General features: G+C 74.8%; 15 protein-coding genes. 5 read left to right on the top strand and 10 right to left on the bottom strand.

Annotation, left to right across the window (positions count from 1 at the left end):
• Nucleotide 1: 1 nt before the first annotated feature.
• The 7 genes from AB0E19_RS02585 to AB0E19_RS02555 all read right to left on the bottom strand — a co-directional run bounded on the left by AB0E19_RS02585 (nt 2) and on the right by AB0E19_RS02555 (nt 9,193).
• The gene (locus AB0E19_RS02585; RefSeq protein WP_362171950.1) at nt 2-1,495 is read right to left on the bottom strand and encodes a cytochrome P450; all 1,494 of its coding nucleotides are present in this window, start codon (nt 1,493-1,495) and stop codon (nt 2-4) included.
• Nucleotides 1,492-2,115 (bottom strand): ATP/GTP-binding protein, encoded by a 624-nt coding sequence (locus AB0E19_RS02580; RefSeq protein WP_360608695.1) that lies wholly within the window; start codon nt 2,113-2,115, stop codon nt 1,492-1,494. Before AB0E19_RS02580 ends, AB0E19_RS02585 begins: the two co-directional genes overlap by 4 nt.
• The gene (locus AB0E19_RS02575) at nt 2,096-2,452 is read right to left on the bottom strand and encodes a DUF742 domain-containing protein (protein WP_362171947.1); all 357 of its coding nucleotides are present in this window, start codon (nt 2,450-2,452) and stop codon (nt 2,096-2,098) included. Before AB0E19_RS02575 ends, AB0E19_RS02580 begins: the two co-directional genes overlap by 20 nt.
• Nucleotides 2,449-2,856, bottom strand: a complete 408-nt coding sequence (locus AB0E19_RS02570) for a roadblock/LC7 domain-containing protein (RefSeq protein WP_360608699.1) — start codon at nt 2,854-2,856, stop codon at nt 2,449-2,451. Before AB0E19_RS02570 ends, AB0E19_RS02575 begins: the two co-directional genes overlap by 4 nt.
• 1 nt (nt 2,857) lies before the next feature.
• The gene (locus tag AB0E19_RS02565; RefSeq protein ID WP_362171944.1) at nt 2,858-4,363 is read right to left on the bottom strand and encodes an ATP-binding protein; all 1,506 of its coding nucleotides are present in this window, start codon (nt 4,361-4,363) and stop codon (nt 2,858-2,860) included.
• A gap of 361 nt (nt 4,364-4,724) precedes the next feature.
• A complete protein-coding gene (locus AB0E19_RS02560; protein ID WP_362171941.1) occupies nt 4,725-6,137 on the bottom strand; it encodes an SWF or SNF family helicase in 1,413 nt (470 codons plus the stop codon).
• Entirely contained in the window at nt 6,134-9,193 is a 3,060-nt protein-coding gene (locus tag AB0E19_RS02555) for a DEAD/DEAH box helicase (RefSeq protein ID WP_362171938.1), read from the bottom strand. The genes AB0E19_RS02560 and AB0E19_RS02555 overlap by 4 nt, the downstream gene beginning before the upstream one ends.
• 460 nt (nt 9,194-9,653) lie before the next feature.
• On the opposite strand from AB0E19_RS02555, the gene AB0E19_RS02550 reads away from it, so the two are divergent.
• Both AB0E19_RS02550 and AB0E19_RS02545 read left to right on the top strand, forming a co-directional pair.
• A complete protein-coding gene (locus AB0E19_RS02550) occupies nt 9,654-10,748 on the top strand; it encodes an acyl-CoA desaturase (RefSeq protein ID WP_362171935.1) in 1,095 nt (364 codons plus the stop codon).
• Nucleotides 10,749-10,795: 47 nt separating this feature from the next.
• Nucleotides 10,796-11,341, top strand: coding sequence for an MOSC domain-containing protein (locus AB0E19_RS02545; protein ID WP_362171931.1), 546 nt, complete (start codon nt 10,796-10,798; stop codon nt 11,339-11,341).
• A gap of 66 nt (nt 11,342-11,407) precedes the next feature.
• Here the strand turns inward: AB0E19_RS02545 and AB0E19_RS02540 are convergent, their stop codons facing one another.
• The 3 genes from AB0E19_RS02540 to AB0E19_RS02530 all read right to left on the bottom strand — a co-directional run bounded on the left by AB0E19_RS02540 (nt 11,408) and on the right by AB0E19_RS02530 (nt 13,677).
• Nucleotides 11,408-12,247: a hypothetical protein gene (locus AB0E19_RS02540; RefSeq protein ID WP_362171928.1), complete on the bottom strand. Its 840-nt coding sequence runs from the start codon at nt 12,245-12,247 to the stop codon at nt 11,408-11,410.
• Nucleotides 12,248-12,336: 89 nt separating this feature from the next.
• On the bottom strand, nt 12,337-12,630 hold the full coding sequence (locus AB0E19_RS02535; RefSeq protein ID WP_362171925.1) for a hypothetical protein: 294 nt from the start codon (nt 12,628-12,630) through the stop codon (nt 12,337-12,339).
• 438 nt (nt 12,631-13,068) lie between these two features.
• Nucleotides 13,069-13,677, bottom strand: a complete 609-nt coding sequence (locus tag AB0E19_RS02530; RefSeq protein ID WP_362171922.1) for a methyltransferase domain-containing protein — start codon at nt 13,675-13,677, stop codon at nt 13,069-13,071.
• A 151-nt stretch (nt 13,678-13,828) separates the two neighbouring features.
• Between AB0E19_RS02530 and AB0E19_RS02525 the strand changes: the two genes are divergently transcribed.
• The 3 genes from AB0E19_RS02525 to AB0E19_RS02515 all read left to right on the top strand — a co-directional run bounded on the left by AB0E19_RS02525 (nt 13,829) and on the right by AB0E19_RS02515 (nt 18,372).
• Nucleotides 13,829-14,665 (top strand): MHYT domain-containing protein, encoded by an 837-nt coding sequence (locus AB0E19_RS02525; protein ID WP_362171919.1) that lies wholly within the window; start codon nt 13,829-13,831, stop codon nt 14,663-14,665.
• 147 nt (nt 14,666-14,812) lie between these two features.
• The gene (locus AB0E19_RS02520; RefSeq protein WP_362171916.1) at nt 14,813-17,941 is read left to right on the top strand and encodes a nitrate- and nitrite sensing domain-containing protein; all 3,129 of its coding nucleotides are present in this window, start codon (nt 14,813-14,815) and stop codon (nt 17,939-17,941) included.
• Nucleotides 17,938-18,372, top strand: coding sequence for a roadblock/LC7 domain-containing protein (locus tag AB0E19_RS02515; protein WP_362171914.1), 435 nt, complete (start codon nt 17,938-17,940; stop codon nt 18,370-18,372). Before AB0E19_RS02520 ends, AB0E19_RS02515 begins: the two co-directional genes overlap by 4 nt.
• Nucleotides 18,373-18,382: the final 10 nt, after the last annotated feature.

Genomic DNA, 18,382 nt, shown 5'->3' with positions numbered 1-18,382 from the left:
ACTACCGCAGTCGCACCAGCCGCAGCAGCCTGTCCCACCAGGACGACGAAGCCCCGGGCCGCACGGCCGGCTCGGGACCGGACGGCCCGGCCTCGGCCGCCGTCGCGGCCGCGGTGGCGGTCGCCGCCTCCGGTGCCGTCGTGGGACCGGGGACCTCGGCGGTGTGCGGTGCCGGGGCCGCCGGCAGCGGCTCCTCGTCCTGCATGCCCCGCGGCGCCCGCGGCGCGAAGGAGACCGGAAGCGCCGTCAGGTGCCGCGCCCAGGTGGACGAGCGCCAGCCGAGCTCCTCCTCCGGGATCGACAGGGCGATGTCGGGCAGCCGGGTGAGCAGGATGTCGATGCCGGTGTCGGCGATGATGCGGCCGACGTCCTGCCCGGGGCACTCGTGGCTGCCCGCGCTGAAGGAGAGGTGCGCGCGGTTGTGGTGCACGGGCGCCGCAGGATCGGGGCGTACCACCTGGTCCATGTTCCCGGCGGCCAGGCCGAGCAGCAGCATGTCGCCGGCCATGATCCGCTGCCCGCCGAGCGTGGTGTCCCCGTTGGCGTAGCGGGACGGGCAGACCATCAGCGGCGGTTCGTCCCACAGGACCTGCTCGACGGCCTCGGGCAGTGTCATCTGACCGCCGGCCAGCGAGCCGCGGAACCGCGGATCGGTGACCACCATGCGCAGCACGTTCGACATCAGGTTGGCGGTGGTCTCGTAGCCGGCCAGCAGGATCAGCCGCAGGTGGTGCACGACCTCCTCGTCGGTGAGCCCCGCCGGGTGCGACATCAGCGCGGAGGCGATGTCCATCCCCGGGCTCCGGCGCTTCTCCCGGACGAGCTCCTCCAGGCTCGCGACCACGAAGGCGTTGCTCGCGAGCGAGGTCTCGGTCGCCTTGAAGAGGTCGCGCGCGGCCTGCACCAGCTTCGGCGCCGCCTCGTCGGACATGCCGAGCAGGTGGATGAGGGTGAGCATCGGCAGGTGCTCGGTGAAGCGGTCGACCAGCTCCGCCTCGCCGTCCTCGCAGAAGGTGTCGATCAGTTCGTGGGCGAAGCGGTTGATGCGGCGCCGGATGCCCCGGTGGTCGAACTGGTCGAGCGAGGCGGTGACCGCGCTGCGCAGCCGCTGGTGCTCCTCGCCGTCCGCGCAGACGCAGTCGGGGCGCCAGCCGATCATCGGCATCAGCGGGGAGGTGGCGGGGTCGATCTCCCCGGTGCTCCAGCCGTGCCAGACCCTCGGGTCGCGGGAGTACTGGGTGGCGCGGGTCGCCACGTCACGGTTCTCGTTGTAGCCGAGGACGAGCCAGGCGCGGACGTCGCCGTCGAGGAGGACGGGCGCCACCGGACCGTGGGCGGCGCGCAGTTCCTCGTACAGGCCCATGGGGTCGGTCTCGGCGGCGGGGCCGTAGAGCCGGGTCGCTCCGCCGGGTCCGGTGGCCACGTGGGCCGGGCAGCCGGGCGGCGGGACGAGCCCCGCGGCCGGTGTCGTGTGATCGTGGGCGGGGAGGGTCATGCGGTCTCCTGGGCGGCGAGGGTGCACAGGTAGACCATCAGCGAGAGGAGGGCGTCCCGGCAGGACGCCCGGTCGCGGGCGTCACAGGTGACCAGGGGGACGGAGTCGCTGAGGGCCAGCGCCGTGCGCAGTTCGGGTAGCGGGTACTGGGGGGCCTCGGGGAAGGTGTTGACGGCCACCACGAAGGGGACGCGGCGGTCCTCCAGACGCGTGATGATCTCGAAGCAGACCTCGATCCTGCGGGTGTCGACGAGGACCACGGCGCCGAGCGCGCCCTCGAAGATGCCGTTCCACAGGAACCAGAAGCGCTCCTGCCCCGGGGTGCCGAACAGATAGAGGATCAGTTCCTCGTTGATGCTGATGCGGCCGAAGTCCATCGCGACCGTCGTGGTGTTCTTGCCGGTGACGCCGGGGTTGTGGTCGATCCCGACACCGGCCTGCGTCATGCGTTCCTCGGTGGTGAGCGGCGGGATGTCGCTCACCGCTCCGACCATCGTGGTCTTGCCGACGCCGAAGCCGCCGACGACCACGACCTTGACGCCCCGGGCGCCGTGCGGAAGGAACAGGTCGGTCTCGCGCCGCCCTGGTGCCCTGAGCGTGTCAGAGTCTGCGTAGTCCATGGATCACCGCCTCCAGAAGACCCCGGTCGGGGAAGGCCGCGACGGGGACGGGTGCAATCGCCTCGACGCGCTGGTCGTCGACGAGCTGGGACAGCAGCACGGTGACGACGCTGAACGGAAGGCTGAGGTAGGCCGACACCTCGGCCACCGACAGCGGGTACTCGCACATGGTGAGGATGGATGCCTGTTCGGGCTGCATCGAGGGGTCCGGCGAGGACCTCGTCGCGATCAGCGTGACCAGGTCGAAGGTCTTGGCCGAGGACCCCTCGCCGCCGGTGATGACGTACAGCGGTACGGGGGTGCCCTCCTCCCAGGGCTTCGGATTGTCCGAGGTCACATCGCCTGCCGGACGTCTTCACGCGGCGGACTGGTCATGTGTCGGCCGATCCTGGTGACGAGCGTCCGCATGCGGTCGCCGAGGAGCCCCGCGTCGACCTCCGCGTCGGCGAGGACGGCGAGGTACGCGCCGGGGCCGGCCGCCATCAGGGAGAAGTAGCCGCCGTCGGCCTCGATCCCGACCATGTGGGTGGTGCCGTTCCCGTGCGGGAACATCTTCGCGATCGCCCGGGCGAGGCTCTGGATGCCGGAGCAGGCGGCGGCGATCGCGTCGGCGGTGTCGGGAGCGGTGTTGGCCTGGCCGATGCTGAGACCGTCCGCGGAGAGGACGACCACGTGTCGCACGTGCGGAACGCCGCCCACGAGCTCGGTGAGCATCCAGTCGATGTTGGGCAGTGGCTGCATGTTATTCGACCTCATCAGACGGCTGGCTGTGCGGAGTGGGGGATGCGGGGTCCGAGCGCTTGGTGCCGTTGAAGGCCTCCCACATCAGCCCCGGCTGGCGCGCGGAGGTGGGGGCGGGGGCGGGCTCGGGGCCGGTGCGGAGGACCGGCGTCGGGACGGGGGAGTCGCGGCGGCGGCGGGGCAGACCGTTGAGGGTCGTCCCGTCGATGTAGGGCGCCGCGCCCTCGTCGAAGGAGGTGGGGAGCATGGGGGTGGGCGGCGGCACGGGCAGCGGCTCGGCGGCCGGCGGCGGCACCGCGGCGCCGCCGCGCGACGGCAGGGGCCGGATGGGCCCGGTCGCGCGTTTCCGTGCGGGCTCAGGGGTTCTCACGACGGGCTTCTCCACCGTGGTGATCAGGCGCCGGGGTACGAGGATCACGGCCCGTACGCCTCCGTAGGCGGAGGGGCGCAGGTCGACGTCGCAGCCGTACTCGCGGGCCAGTCGGCTCACCACCGGCAGTCCGAGCTGGGTCACCTCGCCCAGACCGGCGAGGAAGAGGCCCGAGGCCGAGTCCGTCATCACACGGTTGATGCGCTGGCGGACCTCCTCGGTGAGGCCGACGCCCCGGTCCTCGATCTCGATCGCGATGCCCGAGGGCACCTCGACGGCGCTCACCTCCACGGGGGAGTGCGGGGGCGAGAACGTCGTCGCGTTGTCGAGGAGTTCGGCGAGCAGGTGGATCAGGGGTTCGGCGCCGGGGCCGATGATCGCGGCCTCGGTGACCGACTGGAGCTTGACCCGGGGGTAGTCGACGATGCGTGACATGGCGCCGCGCAGCACGTCGTAGAGGGGGATGGGCTTCGACCACTGGCGTCCCGGGCGGGCGTCGCCGAGGACGGCGATGCTGGCGGCGAGACGGCCGATCAGGGCGTTGCGGTGGTCGACGTCCTGCAGGCCGCGGGCGAGGACGAGGTCGGTGCCGTGGACCATCTGCATCTCACGGAGGTCCTTGGCGAGCTGGTGCACGATCGCCTGGACGCGGCGGGCCACGGCCACGAGGGCGCGCTGGGAGGAGTCCCGGGTGTTCTCCTCGGCCTCGACGGCGAGCAGCAGGGTCCTCAGCGCGCCCTTGAGCGCCTGGGTGAAACCGTCGTCGAGGTGCTCGCCGAGGCGCACCGAGTTCACGATCTCCGAGGTGGAGTCGCCCTTCTGGAGCCGGGCGACGGCCGCGGGGAGCAGCTCGTCGGCCATCCACACCGTGGCCGTCCGCTGGTCGGCGAGGCGCGCGAGCAGCGCGGCCTCGCTCTCGGCGTGGGCCTGCCGGGCCGCCCGGAGCGCCCCGGTGTGCCGGGCCTCCTCGGCCGCCCGGGCCAGGCGCACGGTCAGGGCGGTGCTGCCGAGCGTGAGGGAGACCGCGGCGAAGCCGTACCAGGCGACCGGTGTCCGTATCTGCGCAGGCGCGAAGAGCAGCCCTATGGCGAAGAGGGCGGCCAGCACCCCCGGCGGGACGAGCCACACCGGAGCCATCGCACCCGGCCTGGCTCTGGAAGTTGAACCTGCGCGTACCATCAACGGTTTCCCTCGACGTCCGGAAATGGGAAAGGACTGAAGTGGGGCGACGTACCGTCAGGAAAAAGAGCGGACATGCGATCGATCACGCACAGGTGCTCGAAACATCCCCTCGCGGCCGTGCTCCGTCGGCGCCCGCTCCCAGCGTTCATGACTCGCTGTGAGCGCGGCGCAACACATCTGCGGAGCATAGTCAGTTCGCGATTGGCGTGTGACCTCGATGGAAGGAAGGGTTCTATCAATCAAACTGGCCCTATAAGAGGGCAGGAATACGTATCGAAAATGACAACAAGTGATCAGGCTGCGAGGGTTTTACCGGTCATTCCGAAAGGCCGCGCGAGCCGGAGTTCGCGCCCTCCGGCTCGTCGTCCCGTTCGCCCTCGACCGTCGCCGCCGTGAGCGCCGCCGCCGGATCCCGGTCCGCCGGACCCACCGGAACCCATGCGCCACCCGCCCGGCGGTACGGCCACCAGCGGCCGTCCTCGCCGAGCCGCAGCTGTGCCCCCGCGCCCGCCGCCGTCCACCGCGCCCCGGACCGGCTCAGCTCGGGAGCGTCGCCGTCCTCCCACGCCTCGGCCAGCCGGGCCTCCGCCAGGGCCAGGGCCTCCTCGTCCGGCGTCCACGACTCCTCCAGCACGGCGAGGGCCGCGGCCCCGCCCCACCGCCACGCGCGCGTGGCCACGTCGAGCTCCGCGCGGGAACGCCCGGTGCCCGAGGCGAGGCGCCCCGCGACCCACGCCGGCGGCCCGCCGGCCGCGAGCCGCACCGCGTCCTCGGCGACCGACAGGCCCCCCGCCGAACCGGCCGGGACGGCCGGCCGGCCCGCGAGCAGCTGGGTCAGCAGCCGGTGGGCGCGGGCCGCGGTGTCCGCGGCCAGGAACTCCAGGGCGGCGGGCTCCACCCCCGGCTCCGGGTCCGTCTCCGTGTCCAGGGCCGGCGGCTCCCCGGGCGCCGCGTCCGGCACCGGCACCGCGGGCAGCGGCGGCAGGATGTCCCGCAGCGCGTACGCCTCCGCCGCCGACACGCCCCGCGGCCCGCCGCCGTCCCCGGCCGCGCTCTCCCCGTCCTCCGGCGCGCCCGCCGACGTCCCGCCGCCCGCACGGGCGGCGCTGCGGACCTGGAGCGCGTCCACGACCGCCTGCTGCCCCCGCCCCCGCAGGAGCAGCAGCGCGAAGGGGTCCTCGTCCAGGATCCGCGCCACCTGATGGCAGAGCGCCGCGGTGTGCGGGCAGTGGTCCCACGCCTCGCAGCCGCACTCCGGCTCCAGGTCCCCGATGCCCGGCAGCAGGTCGACGCCGACCCCCGCCGCGTCCTCCACCAGGTGCGGCGGCATCTCGTGGTCGAGGAGCGCGGCGATGTGCCCGGCGCTGTCGACGGCGAGGTCGAGCAGCCGGTCCCACTCCTCGTCGGTCAGGGTGCGCACCAGCACGTCGCTGCGGTACGCCGTGCCGTCGGGGTCCTGCACCACGGCGGTGATCCGCCCGGGCCGCACCGACACGGCGCCGACGGCCCCCGCCCGCGCGTGCCTCCGGCCCTCCTTCACCTGCCGGCCGTCGAGCGCCGTGTCCTCCAGTGCCTGGAGCCACGCCCGGCCCCACCAGGTGCGGGTGAAGGCCCCGCCGCGCACCGGCGGCGCCGCCGCGAAGGTGAGCTCCTCGGACCCCCGGCCCGCCGTCCCGTACCCGTGGCCGTCCGCCGGCCCGAACCCGTCCGTCGTCCCGTATCCGCTCATCGTCCGTCCCCGTTCGCGACGTCGTCCCCGCGCAGGGAGACCAGTTCCGCCAGTTCCGCGTCGGTCAGCTCGGTCAGCTCCGCAGGCGTGTCCCCGGACGCGCCGAGCACCGCGTCGGCCAGCGCGCGCTTGCGTTCGAGCAGCGCCGCGATCCGGTCCTCGACCGTCCCCTCCGCGACGAGCCGGTGCACCTGCACCGGACGCGTCTGCCCGATCCGGTACGCCCGGTCGGTGGCCTGCGCCTCCACCGCCGGGTTCCACCAGCGGTCGTAGTGCACCACGTGCTCGGCCCGGGTGAGGTTGAGCCCCGTCCCGGCCGCCTTCAGCGACAGCAGGAAGACCGGCACCTCGCCCTCCTGGAACCGCTCGACCATCGCCTCCCGCTCCGCCACCGGGGTGCCGCCGTGCAGGAACTGCGTCCGCACCCCGCGCGCCGCCAGATGCGCCTCCAGGATCCTGGCCATCCCCACGTACTGGGTGAAGACCAGGGTGCTCGCCCCCTCGGAGAGGATCGTGTCGAGCAGCTCGTCGAGCAGTTCGAGCTTCCCCGAACGGCCGGCGATCCGGGGCCGCTCCTCCTTCAGGTACTGGGCCGGGTGGTTGCAGATCTGCTTGAGCGAGGTCAGCAGCTTCACCACGAGACCGCGCCGGGCCATCCCGTCGGCCGCCGAGATCGCCAGCAGGTTCTCGCGCACCACCGCCTCGTACAGACCGGCCTGTTCCGGCGTCAGGGAGACGGCCCGGTCGGTCTCGGTCTTCGGCGGCAGCTCCGGCGCGATGCCCGGGTCGGACTTGCGGCGGCGCAGCAGGAACGGGCGGACGAGCGCGCCGAGCCGCTCGGCGGCGGCCGGGTCGCCGCCGCCCTCGACGGCGGCCGCGTACCGGCGCCGGAAGGCACCGAGCCCGCCGAGCAGCCCGGGCGTCGTCCAGTCGAGGATCGCCCACAGCTCGGAGAGGTTGTTCTCCACCGGAGTGCCCGACAGCGCCACACGCGCGCGTGCACCGATCGTGCGCAGTCGGCGGGCGGTGGCGGAGTAAGGATTCTTCACGTGCTGGGCCTCGTCCGCCACCAGCAGCCCCCACGTCCGGGCGGCGAGCCGCTCGGCGTCGAGCCGCATGGTGCCGTACGTGGTGAGGACGACGTCCCCGGCACCGAGCCCGTCCAGGTCGCGGCCTGCGCCGTGGAAGCGGCGCACGCGCGTGCCGGGGGCGAACCGCTCGTACTCCCGCTGCCAGTTGCCCATCAGCGAGGTCGGGCAGACGACGAGCGTGGGCCCCGCGGTGGCGGGCTCGCCCTGCCGGTGCAGATGGAGCGCGATGACGGTGATGGTCTTGCCGAGCCCCATGTCGTCGGCGAGACAGCCGCCGAGGCCGAGCGAGGTCATCCGGTGCAGCCAGTTCAGGCCGCGCAGCTGGTAGTCGCGCAAGGTGGCGGCGAGCGCGGCCGGCTGCGCCACCTCGCGGGCCCCGCCCTCGGGGTCGGCGAGCCGCTCGCGCAGCCGTTCCAGGGCCTCGCTCGCGACCACCTCGAACCGATGGCCGTCGACCTCGGTCGTGCCGGTGAGCACGGCGGCGAGCGCGTCGACCGGCGTCACCTTGCGGTCCTGCCGCTCCCTGGCGCGGCGCACCTCCGCCGGATCGACCAGCACCCACCGGTCACGCAGCCGCACCAGCGGCCGCCCGGCCTCGGCGAGCCGGTCGAGCTCCGCACGGGTCAGCTCCCGGTCGCCCAGGGAGAAGCGCCAGTTGAAGGCGAGCAGCGCGTCGGCGGAGAGGAACGACGGCAGGCCGCCCCCGCCCCCGCCACCGCTTCCGCCGTCGCTGTCGCTGTCTCCCTCGCCGTACGGGGCGCCGGTCGCGGGACCGGTCGCGGGGCCGGTCGCGGGACCGGTCGCGAGGTCGGTCAAGGGGCCGGGCGCGGCGCCGGTTCCCGGCGCCGCGTCCACCGGCCCGATCTCCGCGCGCGCGGTCAGCCGGTCCGTCAGATCCCGTGGCCAGTGCACCCGCAGGCCGGTCGCGGCCAGCGCCCGGGACGCCGGGCCGAGCAGCTCCACGAGCTCGTCGTCGGCCAGTTCCATCGAGTCGGGCACGGCGGCCGTCAGCAGCGGGGTGAGCGCGGGCCAGGCGCGTGCGGCCCGCCGCAGCGCGAGCAGCGCGTCCATCCGGGCGCGCGGACCCAGCGCCGCCGCCGCGGGTCCGGTGCCCGACCACGCGTCGGCCGCGTCCACGACCACCGCGGGATCGGCGGCGGAGTGCAGCTGGAGCACCGCGCGGAAGCCCGGCGCCGCCGCCCCGGCCGCGTCGCCGCCGACCAGTTCGAGGCGGAGCGACAGCCGTACGCCCGCGTCGTGACCGGCCGCCAGATCGGCGGCCCACGCCCGCTGTTCGGGCACGGACCGGGCCTCCTCGGCCGCGAACGCGGGGCCGCCGGCGGCGAGCGCGGCGGCCGGGGTACGGGGGAGGGCGTCGGCGACCGCGTCGAGGAAGGCCCGCAGCAGCTCCTCCGGCTCGGGCAGCAGCCAGTCCTCCGCCTCCTCCGTGTCCTCCGCCGGTGCCAGCGGGACGGCGTGCGCGGTGGGCGGCATCGACGCGGCGAGCGTACGCAGCCGGTCCAGCTCCTCCGGCCCCAACGGCCCGGCCCGCCAGGCGTCGTGACCGTCCGCCGTCACCCCGGGCAGCAGCAGGCCGCGCGCGACGAGGTCCAGGGCGAGGAGCGCCGCGCCGCCCCAGAACGCGGCCGCCGGGTCCGCCCCGCCCGCGAGCCGGGCGGCGGCGAGGAACGGCAGCGCGTCCCGTACCGGCAGCAGCGCCGCCGGGACGGACACGGGCCGCAGGTCCGCTCCGTCCACCACCGTGAGTACGTCCTCGACCGCCCCCGGCGGCGCGGACAGCGGCTCTCCGTCCGGCGACCAGAGCGCGATCCGGCCGGCCCTGGGCGGGTCGGCGGGGAGGAAGACGGCGGCCGGAGCGGTGGCATCGGGCGCCGGGACGGGCGGGACGGGCGGGACGGAGGATTCGGAACCGGGGCCGGAGGAGCGGAACGACGACGTCAACACATTCCCCACATATGACTACCTGCGAGACGGAGCGGCCGACCCTACCCCACCCGAGCCCCCGACCGTGCACATCCGTGCGTGACACCCGACACATGCGCACCGCCTTGGTCGGCGTCGGATCCCGTGCCTCGGCGGGAGCGGGAACCCGCACCTCGGGAGGTAGGGGCCCGTGCCTCGGCCGGGTGGGGCCTGTGCCTCGGCGGGAGCCGGAACTCGTGCCTCGGCGGCAGCGGGAACCCGCGCCTCGGCCGTCTCGGGAACCCGAGCTTCGGCGGGGACGGGGCCCGTGTCTCGGCCCGGGGGTGGGGAACACCCCACCCCCGGCCCCCGGTCCGCCCCCGCCCGCGGACGGGTGGTGACGCCATGGCTCCGGCCCGTCACGGATTCCTACGGTGAAGACCTGTCACCGGCCCCCGGCGCGGACGGCGACAGCCCACCTCACAGAAGTCGGAGCCCTCCCATGTCCCAGGCCACCGCCCTCGCACCCGCCCCGGCGCCGCCCGCCGCACGGAACCGGACCGCCGGCAGCGAGTTCTCTCCGCTCCTTCGCCTGGTGCGGAGCCAGGGACTGCTCGAACACCGGCCCGGCTGGTACGCCCGGGACATCGCCCTCACCCTCCTCGGCTTCGTCGCCGTCGCCGTCACCCTCCTCCTCACCGGCCCCGCCTGGTGGTCCGTCCTGCTCGCCGTGCCCCTCGCGCTGCTCTCCGCCCGCGCCGCCTTCCTCGCCCACGACGCCGGCCACGCCCAGATCACCGCCGACCGCCGGGCCGGCCGCGTCATCCAGCTCGTCCACGCCAACCTCCTCCTCGGCATGAGCCGCGAGTGGTGGAACGACAAGCACAACCGCCACCACGCCCACCCCAACCACCTCGACAAGGACCCCGACGTCGCCGCCGACGTCCTCGTCTTCGCCGAGCACCAGACCGCCGGCCGCACCGGCCTGCGCGGCTTCCTCACCCGCCACCAGGCCCTGCTCTTCTTCCCGCTGACCACCCTGGAGGGCCTCGCCCTCAAGCTGTACGGCGTCCAGGCCCTGCTCGCGAAGGACGGCCCGTACCGCACGCGCCGCGCGCGCCTCACCGAAGCCGCCCTGCTCGTCCTCCACTTCACCGGATTCGCGGCCCTGCTCCTCACCGCCCTCACGCCCGCCCAGGCCCTGGTCTTCGCACTCGTCCACCAGATGCTCTTCGGCGTCCACCTCGGCCTCGCCTTCGCCCCCAACCACAAGGGCATGGAGCGGCCCGACGAGCACGAGGACGGCGACAGCTGGGGCCACCTGCGCCGCCAGGTCCTCACCTCCCGCAACATCCGGGGCGGCGCCCTCACCGACTGGTTCCTCGGCGGCCTCAACTACCAGGTCGAGCACCACCTCTTCCCGTCGATGCCCCGCCCCCACCTGCGCCTCGCCCAGCCCGCCGTCCGCGCCCACTGCCGGGACCTGGGCATCCCGTACACCGAGACCGGCTTCGTCGACTCCTACCGGCAGGCCCTCGGCCACCTCCACGACGTCGGTGCCACCCTCCGCGAGGAGCACGCGCACCGTCCGGAGTAGGGTCGAACACGATTCCGGCCAGTACCGCGCACCAGGGGGGTCCGCACATGGACGAAGGCACCGTCACCACGGTCAGCAGCAACGGCACCTACTCCTTCACCAAGCCCAACCGCGAGAGCATCACGCTCCTCGCCGGGCTCGGCGTCGACGGCGACGTCCACGCCGGCGTCACGGTCAAGCACCGCTCGCGCGTCGCCCAGGACCCGACCCAGCCGAACCTCCGCCAGGTCCACCTCATCCACGCCGAACTCTTCGACGAGGTCGCAGCGGCCGGCTTCGAGGTGGCCCCCGGCGACCTCGGCGAGAACGTCACGACCCGCGGCCTCGATCTCCTCGCCCTGCCCACCGGCGCCCGCCTCCACCTCGGCGCGGAGGCCGTCGTCGAGATCACCGGCCTGCGCAACCCCTGCGCCCAGATCGACGGCTTCCGCCACGGCCTGCTCAAGCAGGTCGTCGGCCGCGACGCCGACGGCGAGCTCGTCCGCAAGGCCGGGATCATGGGCATCGTCCTGACCGGCGGCGAGGTGCGCCCCGGCGACCCGATCCGCGTCGAACTGCCGGCGGAGCCGCACCGTCCGCTGGAGCGCGTCTGACGCCCTGCCCCCTCGCCCGGTCCTCGTCCGGTCCTCGTCCGGTCCTCGTCCGGTTCTCGTCCGGTCCTAGGAAGGGCGTACGGCGATGGCGTCGAGCCCTTCGAGCAGCGCGGGTAGTCGGGGGCCCGGGGCCACCGGGAGGACCTCGTGGGGAAGCTCGTCGAGGAGGAAGAAGGCCATGTCGTCGGTGCGGGCCACCAGCGACCAGCCGGGGCCGTCGACGCGGAGCGTCCGCGCGCTCTCGCCGGTCGCGTCGGACCGCACCCGGCCCACCGGCGGCGGCGCCTCCAGATAGCCGTGCAGCTCGTCCATGGCCCGGCGGACACCGGCGTACGGATCGGGCGCGGCGCTGTCGGAGGACGCGGCCGTCGGCTCCGCCGCGGCGGCGGGCGGCTCTTCCGCCGGTGCCGCGGCGGGCCGCGGGGCGATCTGCTCCCGCCACGCGTTCCAGTGCAGCGCCACCTCGTCGGCGCCGAGCCGCCGGTGGGCGGGGGTCCACGCGTCCTCGGCGGGCGGCGCCAGCGGGGCGGGGTCGCCCTCCTCCGGCTCGGGGTCGTGCGGGTCCGGGATGCCGGGGGCCTGCGTCGCGACGGGCAGCGGCCAGCCGGGCAGCCCGGCGACGACCGACTCCTCGTCGGGGGAGAGGTCGTACGCCATCCCGCAGTCCCAGGAGGCGATGGCCACGGCGACCAGCGAGACGTCGTCGATGACGACCGTCCAGCGCGCGCCGAGCCCGTCCTGGCCGAAGACGAGCCCGTACCCCTGCTCGTACGGTTCGAGCCCGAGGGCCGCGCAGGCCGCCGGATAGTCGTCGCCGAGCACGCTGGGGAAGCGCGCGGGCGTGAGCAGACACGCGGTCAGCACGTACAGCGCGTCGTCGCCCTCCGCCGGTTCCGTAGCCTCCACCACAGGTTCCCTCGCTCGCTCGCCATCGGATCGTCGGCGCACCCTACTACCGAGTAATCCGTGCGTCGAGGGCCTCCGGAGTGTGAGACTCAGCGCCCCTTGATCCCGAGCAGTGCGCGGGCCACGGTCTCAGGGGTCTGGTTGCGCTCCCGGGCGAGGGTGAGCAGGGCGCGGCCGGCCAGCTCGTTGACGCCGAAGCTGAGCTGCCCCGGGGAGACCCAGGTCGCGGCCTCGTCCATCCGCTCCTGGTCGTCCTCGGCGCAGGCGGCCACGTACACCGCCGCCGCCTCGAAGAGGTTGTGGCCCTGGCGTCCGGAGCGGACCGGGGGAGCGGTGGCCCCGCTTCCGGCCGCGCGTCGGGCGGAGGGGAGGAGCTTGCGCATGCGTTCCGCTATCCGTGCCACGGCCGACCGCCTTTCCCCGGGCACGACTGCCCGCCACTTCCACGGTAGACAGTGAAGTGCCGGGACAGAAGGGGGCGTTGAGGGCTTGTCCGGGCCTGGATCTCGTCCGGGCTGGCGCGCGCGGAGGACCCGGAGTCGGCGCCGTGCCCCTGCTTCCGCGTCGGGGCGGCCGGCGGCGCGGGTGAAGACCGCCGCCAGGGTGTGGCCGGCCTCTTCGAAGCGGACGGAGGTCTCGTCCTTGATCCACTATTCGGGCGCTTGGATCCGGGAATATGGATCCAAAATCCAGTCGCCTGGATCCAAGATTCAAGATCCAAAATCAGGCGTCTGGATCCAGGATCCTGGAGGTTGGATCCATGATCCGGGGATTTGGATCCAACCTCCAGAGGTCCGGATCCGAGATCCCGGAGCCAGGCATCACCCCTCCCGTACCGCCGACGCGAGGTAGCGGGCGTCCTCGTCCACGTACGCGTCGAGCCGCCAGCCGGCCTCCGCGAGGACGGGGCGCAGTCGGGGTTCGGCGCGCAGGTCGTCCGGGGTGATCCGACGGCCGTGGCGGGCGGCGAGGGCGGCGCGGCCGATGGGGTGGAAGAGCGCGAGCCGCCCTCCGGGCCGTACCACGCGGGCGAGTTCACGCAGGCCGGCGACGGGATCGGCGAGGTGGGAGACGAGGCCCGCGCCGAAGACCGCGTCGAGCGCGCCGTCCCGCAGGGGCAGTCGGCCGACGTCGGCGAGGAGCAGGGCGGAGGCGCCCTCGGGGCCGCGTCGCCCGCTCCGTACGGCCTCGGCGAGCATCTCCGGGGTGAGGTCGGCGCCGAGCACGGTGCCCGACGGGCCGACGGCGGCACGCAGCGGGGGCAGCGCGCGGCCGGTGCCGCAGCCCGCGTCGAGTACGGCGTCCCCGGGGCGCAGTCGCAGGTCCGCCACGGCGGCGGCGTAGGCGGGCCCGTCGTCGGGGAAGCGGCGGTCCCAGTCGGCGGCGCGGATGGCGAAAAACGCTCGGACATCTGTGGGGTCATCGCTCATGGACTCATGATCGCCTACCCGTGAGTGTGAACGTTCTGTGTGAATGTTCGAACGATGTCCGATCGAACTGGAAGTTCTCTCCGTCATATTCCAACAGCTTTCGAAATGCGCCCCCGATGCGCCCCTCGATGCGCACTAGCGTCCCCGAGTCATGGGACACCTGGACCACGCCGCCTTCGGCTGGCTGACACCTGTGCTGTCGTACGCGATGGCCTGCATCGGCGCCGCCCTCGGGCTGCGCTGCACCGTACGCGCGCTCGACGCGACCGGCCGTTCGCGGCGGAACTGGCTGCTCACCGCCGCCTCCGCGATCGGCACCGGAATCTGGACCATGCACTTCGTGGCCATGCTCGGCTTCGGCGTCACCGGCACCGACATCCGCTACGACGTGCCGCTCACCATCCTCAGCCTCGTCATCGCGATGGGCGTGGTGGGGGTCGGCGTGTTCGCCGTCGGCTATGGACGCGACCGGGTCCGATCGCTTCTGATCGGCGGACTGACCACCGGGATCGGCGTGGCCAGCATGCACTACATGGGCATGGCCGCCCTCCGTCTCCATGGCACCGTCCACTACGACCCCGTGCTCGTCGCCCTCTCGGTCGTCATCGCGGTCGTCGCCGCCACCGCGGCGCTCTGGGCGGCGCTCAACATCCACGCCCCGATCGCGGTCGCGCTCGCCTCGCTCGTCATGGGAGCGGCCGTCAGCAGCATGCACTACACGGGGATGTTCGCGGTGCGCGTCGAGGTCGCCCCCTCCTCCGCGGACCTCCCCGGTGCCACCGTCATGCAGTTCATCTTCCCGCTCGCCGTCGGCCTCGGCTCGTACCTCTTCATCACCTCCGCGTTCGTCGCCCTCTCCCCGACCGCCAGGGAACGCGCCGCGTACGCATCCGCCGAACGCCTCACCGAGCCGGACGAGCGAGCGGTCGACGTGGCCCCCTCGGGCTTCCACGCCGGGCGCGACCCCCTGCGGTCGCCCGCGCCCTGACGCCTGTTCGCAAGCCCGCCCCCCGGCAAGCCCGGCCCCCGCAAGCCCGCCCCCGAAAGCCCCCTGGACCCCTGCACGCGCGCGTGCACCCGCCGCCTTTCTCGCCCCCCACCGCCCCAGCTGTAGAACTGCCGGAACGAGGAGCCCATGCGTACTCCCCGCAAGAACCAGGACGCCGCGGCGCCCGCGCCGCCGGCGACCGCACGCGGGCGGCGCGCGCACGCCGGGCCGCCCGCCGATGAAGCGGAACCGCGGACCGCCGCGGCGGGAGCCGGGACGGAGCCGTCGGACTCCGCCGCTCCGGCCGGGGAGGAGGACAGAGCCGGCGCCGCACCCGGTCCTGCGCCCCTTCCCGAGCCCGCGCCCGCCTCGTCCGGCACGGGGCCCCGCCGCCGGGGGCTGCGGCCCCGGACCGTGCGCGCGAAGATCGTCTCGCTGCTCATGGTCCCGGTCGTCTCGCTCCTCGCCCTCTGGGGCTTCGCCACCGTCACGACCGCGCAGGACATGGCCCGGCTCCGTCAGCTCCAGCGCGTCGACGCCGACATCCGGCAGCCCGTGACCGCCGCCGTCGCCGCGCTCCAGGACGAACGCCGGGCCGCCGTACGGCAGCTCGCCGCGCCCGGCGCGGGCCGGGCCGCCGAGCTCAAGGACCGGATCCGCCGCACCGACGAGGCCGTGGCCCGGCTGCGGCTCGGCGGCGGTCACACCGTCGGCGACTCCGGAGACCTGCCCGCCGACGTCGCCGACCGCGTCGGCGCCTTCGTCGGCGAGGCGCAGGGCCTCGCCCGGCTCCGGGCCGGCGCCGTCGAAGGCCGCGGCGACCGGGACCGGGTGTACGACGCGTACACCGCCGCCGTCTCGGCGGGCTTCGCCGTCGGCGGCGCCCTCACCGGCATCCAGGACACCGGACAGGGCTCCCACGCGCGCGTGCTCCTCGAACTGGCCCGCGCCGGCGAGATGCTCGCCCGCGAGGACGCCCTCCTCGCCTCCGCCCACCTCACCGGCCGGCTGACCGCCGACCACCAGCGCGCCTTCGCCGGCGCGGCCGAGACCCGGCGGACCCTCCTCGCCTCGGCCACCGCCGACCTGCCCCCGGCCGGCCGGACCGCCTGGTCCCGGCTGGCCGCCGGCCCCGACCACGCCCGGCTCACCGGCGCCGAGGAACGGGTCGCCCGCGCCGCCGACGGCCGGCCCGCCGCCCAGGCCGTGCCCTCCGCCGAATGGGACGCCGCCCTCGCCGCCGTACGCGCCGGGCTCACCGCCGTCGAGGACGACGCGCGGGCGGCCGCCGCCGAGTCCACCGATCCCTTCGCCGGAGGCATCCTGAGCCCTGCGGGCGCGGCCGTCGTCCTCGGGCTGGTCGCCGTCGCCGCCTCCCTCGTCATCTCGGTGCGCATCGGCCGAGGGCTCGTCGTCGAGCTCGTCAGCCTCCGCAACACCGCCCTCGGCATCGCCCGCCGCAAACTTCCCGCCGCCATGGGACGGCTGCGCGCCGGAGAGGAGATCGACGTCCGGGCCGAGGCCCCGTCGGGACCCGCGCCCCAGGACGAGATCGGCCAGGTCGGCGAAGCACTCACCACCGTCCACCGGGCCGCGCTCGCCGCCGCCGTCGAGCGCGCCGAACTGGCCAGCGGCATCTCCGGCGTCTTCGTCAACCTCGCCCGCCGCAGCCAGGTCCTCGTCCACCGCCAGCTCAACCTCCTGGACAGCATGGAGCGCCGCGCCGACGACCCCGGCGAGCTCGGCGACCTCTTCCGGCTCGACCACCTCACGACCCGGATGCGGCGCCACGCCGAGAGCCTGATCATCCTCTCCGGCGCCGCGCCCGGCCGCGCCTGGCGGATGCCGGTCCCGCTGACCAACGTCGTCCGCGCCGCCGTCTCCGAGATCGAGGACTACGCGCGCGTGGAGGTGCGCCGGCTCCCCGAGACCGCCGTCGCGGGCGTCGCCGTCGCCGACCTCACCCACCTCCTCGCCGAACTCATCGAGAACGCGGCACAGTTCTCCCCACCCCACACCAAGGTCCGGGTCAGCGGCGAGCCCGTCGGGAACGGCTACGCCCTGGAGATCGAGGACCGTGGACTCGGCATGGGCAAGGAGAGCCTCGCCGAGGCCAACGCCCGCATCGACCGCTCCGAGGCGCTCGACCTCTTCGACAGCGACCGCCTCGGCCTCTTCGTCGTCAGCAGGCTCTCCGCCCGGCACGCGATCAAGGTGCACCTGAGGCCGTCCCCGTACGGCGGCACCACTGCCGTCGTCCTCCTGCCCACCGACCTCCTCCAGGGTGCCCTGGAGGAGGATCACGGCGCCGAACCCGGTGCCGGCTCGCCGCAGGACCCCGCGGCCCGGGTCGACGAACGCGCCGCCCGTGAGCGCGCTGAGGCCCACCGTGCGGAGGCCCGCCGCTTCGCGCGTCCCCCGGCCGACCCCCGTACCGTCGGAGCGGGTGGCGGCGCCCAGGCCCCGGTCGCGGACGGCGGCGCGGGTGCCGGGCACGGCCCGGCCGCGGCCGGGACGGCGCCGCGGACCTCCGCCACCCCGCCGCCGGGTCCCGAACGGGCCCCGGCCCGGCCCCGGTCGACGCCGAGCGCCCTGCCGCGTCCCACGGCCGTCCCCGCGCTCGGCGCGGCCCCCGCGACCACCCCCACGACCGTCCCGGCCGCCGCCCCCGCCTCCGTACCGGCCGGTGTCACCGCCCTGCGCCCCCGTGGCCACGCCGCCGTACCGCCGCCGACGGCCGGAGCGGCGACGGGCAAGGACCCGGTTCCCGGCCCCGACGACACGGACGGTGACGCCGGACTGCCCCGCCGGATCCGTCAGGCGAGCCTCGTCCCGCAGCTGCGCGCGGCGCCCGCGTCCGAACCGCTGCCCGCGCCCGCCGTCGCCGGTGCGCCGGAGCGGACGCCCGAGCGGGTGCGCGACCGGATGGCCGCCTACCGCGACGGCTGGCAGCGCGGTGGCGGCCCCGCCCCGGGCGCCCGGCGCCCGCTCGGTGGCGGCGCCCCCTCGACGGGCGCCCCGGTGGGCATCGCGCGGACCGAGGGCGCCGCGCACCCCGGTACGGACAGCCGTGCGGACACCGGTACGCCCCCGGGCACGCGCCCGTACGGCGACACCGGACCGAACTCTCCGGCACCGCCCACGGCCCCGCAGGCCGCCCCGGACGACCCGCGCGACCCCCGCCGCGACGCACGCGCGCGTACCGACCTCGGCCCGTACTTCGGCGCCCGCCCCAACCCGCCCCAGGCCACCCGACCCGAAGGAGACGACGCATGATCGACCACGAGAGGATCTCCCCCCACCGCTCCGGCGAACTCGACTGGCTCCTCGACGATCTCGTCGCCCGGGTCCGCGAGGTCCGGCACACCGTGGTGCTCTCCAGCGACGGCCTCCCGGTCGGGGCCTCCAGCGGACTCAGCCGGGAGGACGCGGAGCACCTCGCCGCCATCGCCTCCGGCTTCCACAGCCTCGCCAAGGGCGCCGGACGCCAGTTCCACACCGGCGGAGTCCGCCAGACCATGGTCGAGATGGACGACGGCTTCCTCTTCGTCGCCGCCGCCGGCGACGGCTCGTGCCTGGCCGTCCTCAGCTCCGTCAGCGCCGACATCGGCCTCATCGCCTACGAGATGGCCCGGCTCGTCAAGCGTGTCGGCGAGCACCTGCACACCCCGCCGCGGCTCGCCGCGACCCCACCGGCCGCCGGCTGACCGGAGACCC

The organism is Streptomyces sp. NPDC047974 (genome assembly GCF_040653375.1).
Taxonomy (GTDB): domain Bacteria; phylum Actinomycetota; class Actinomycetes; order Streptomycetales; family Streptomycetaceae; genus Streptomyces.
This window is presented reverse-complemented; position numbering and strand designations above follow the sequence as displayed.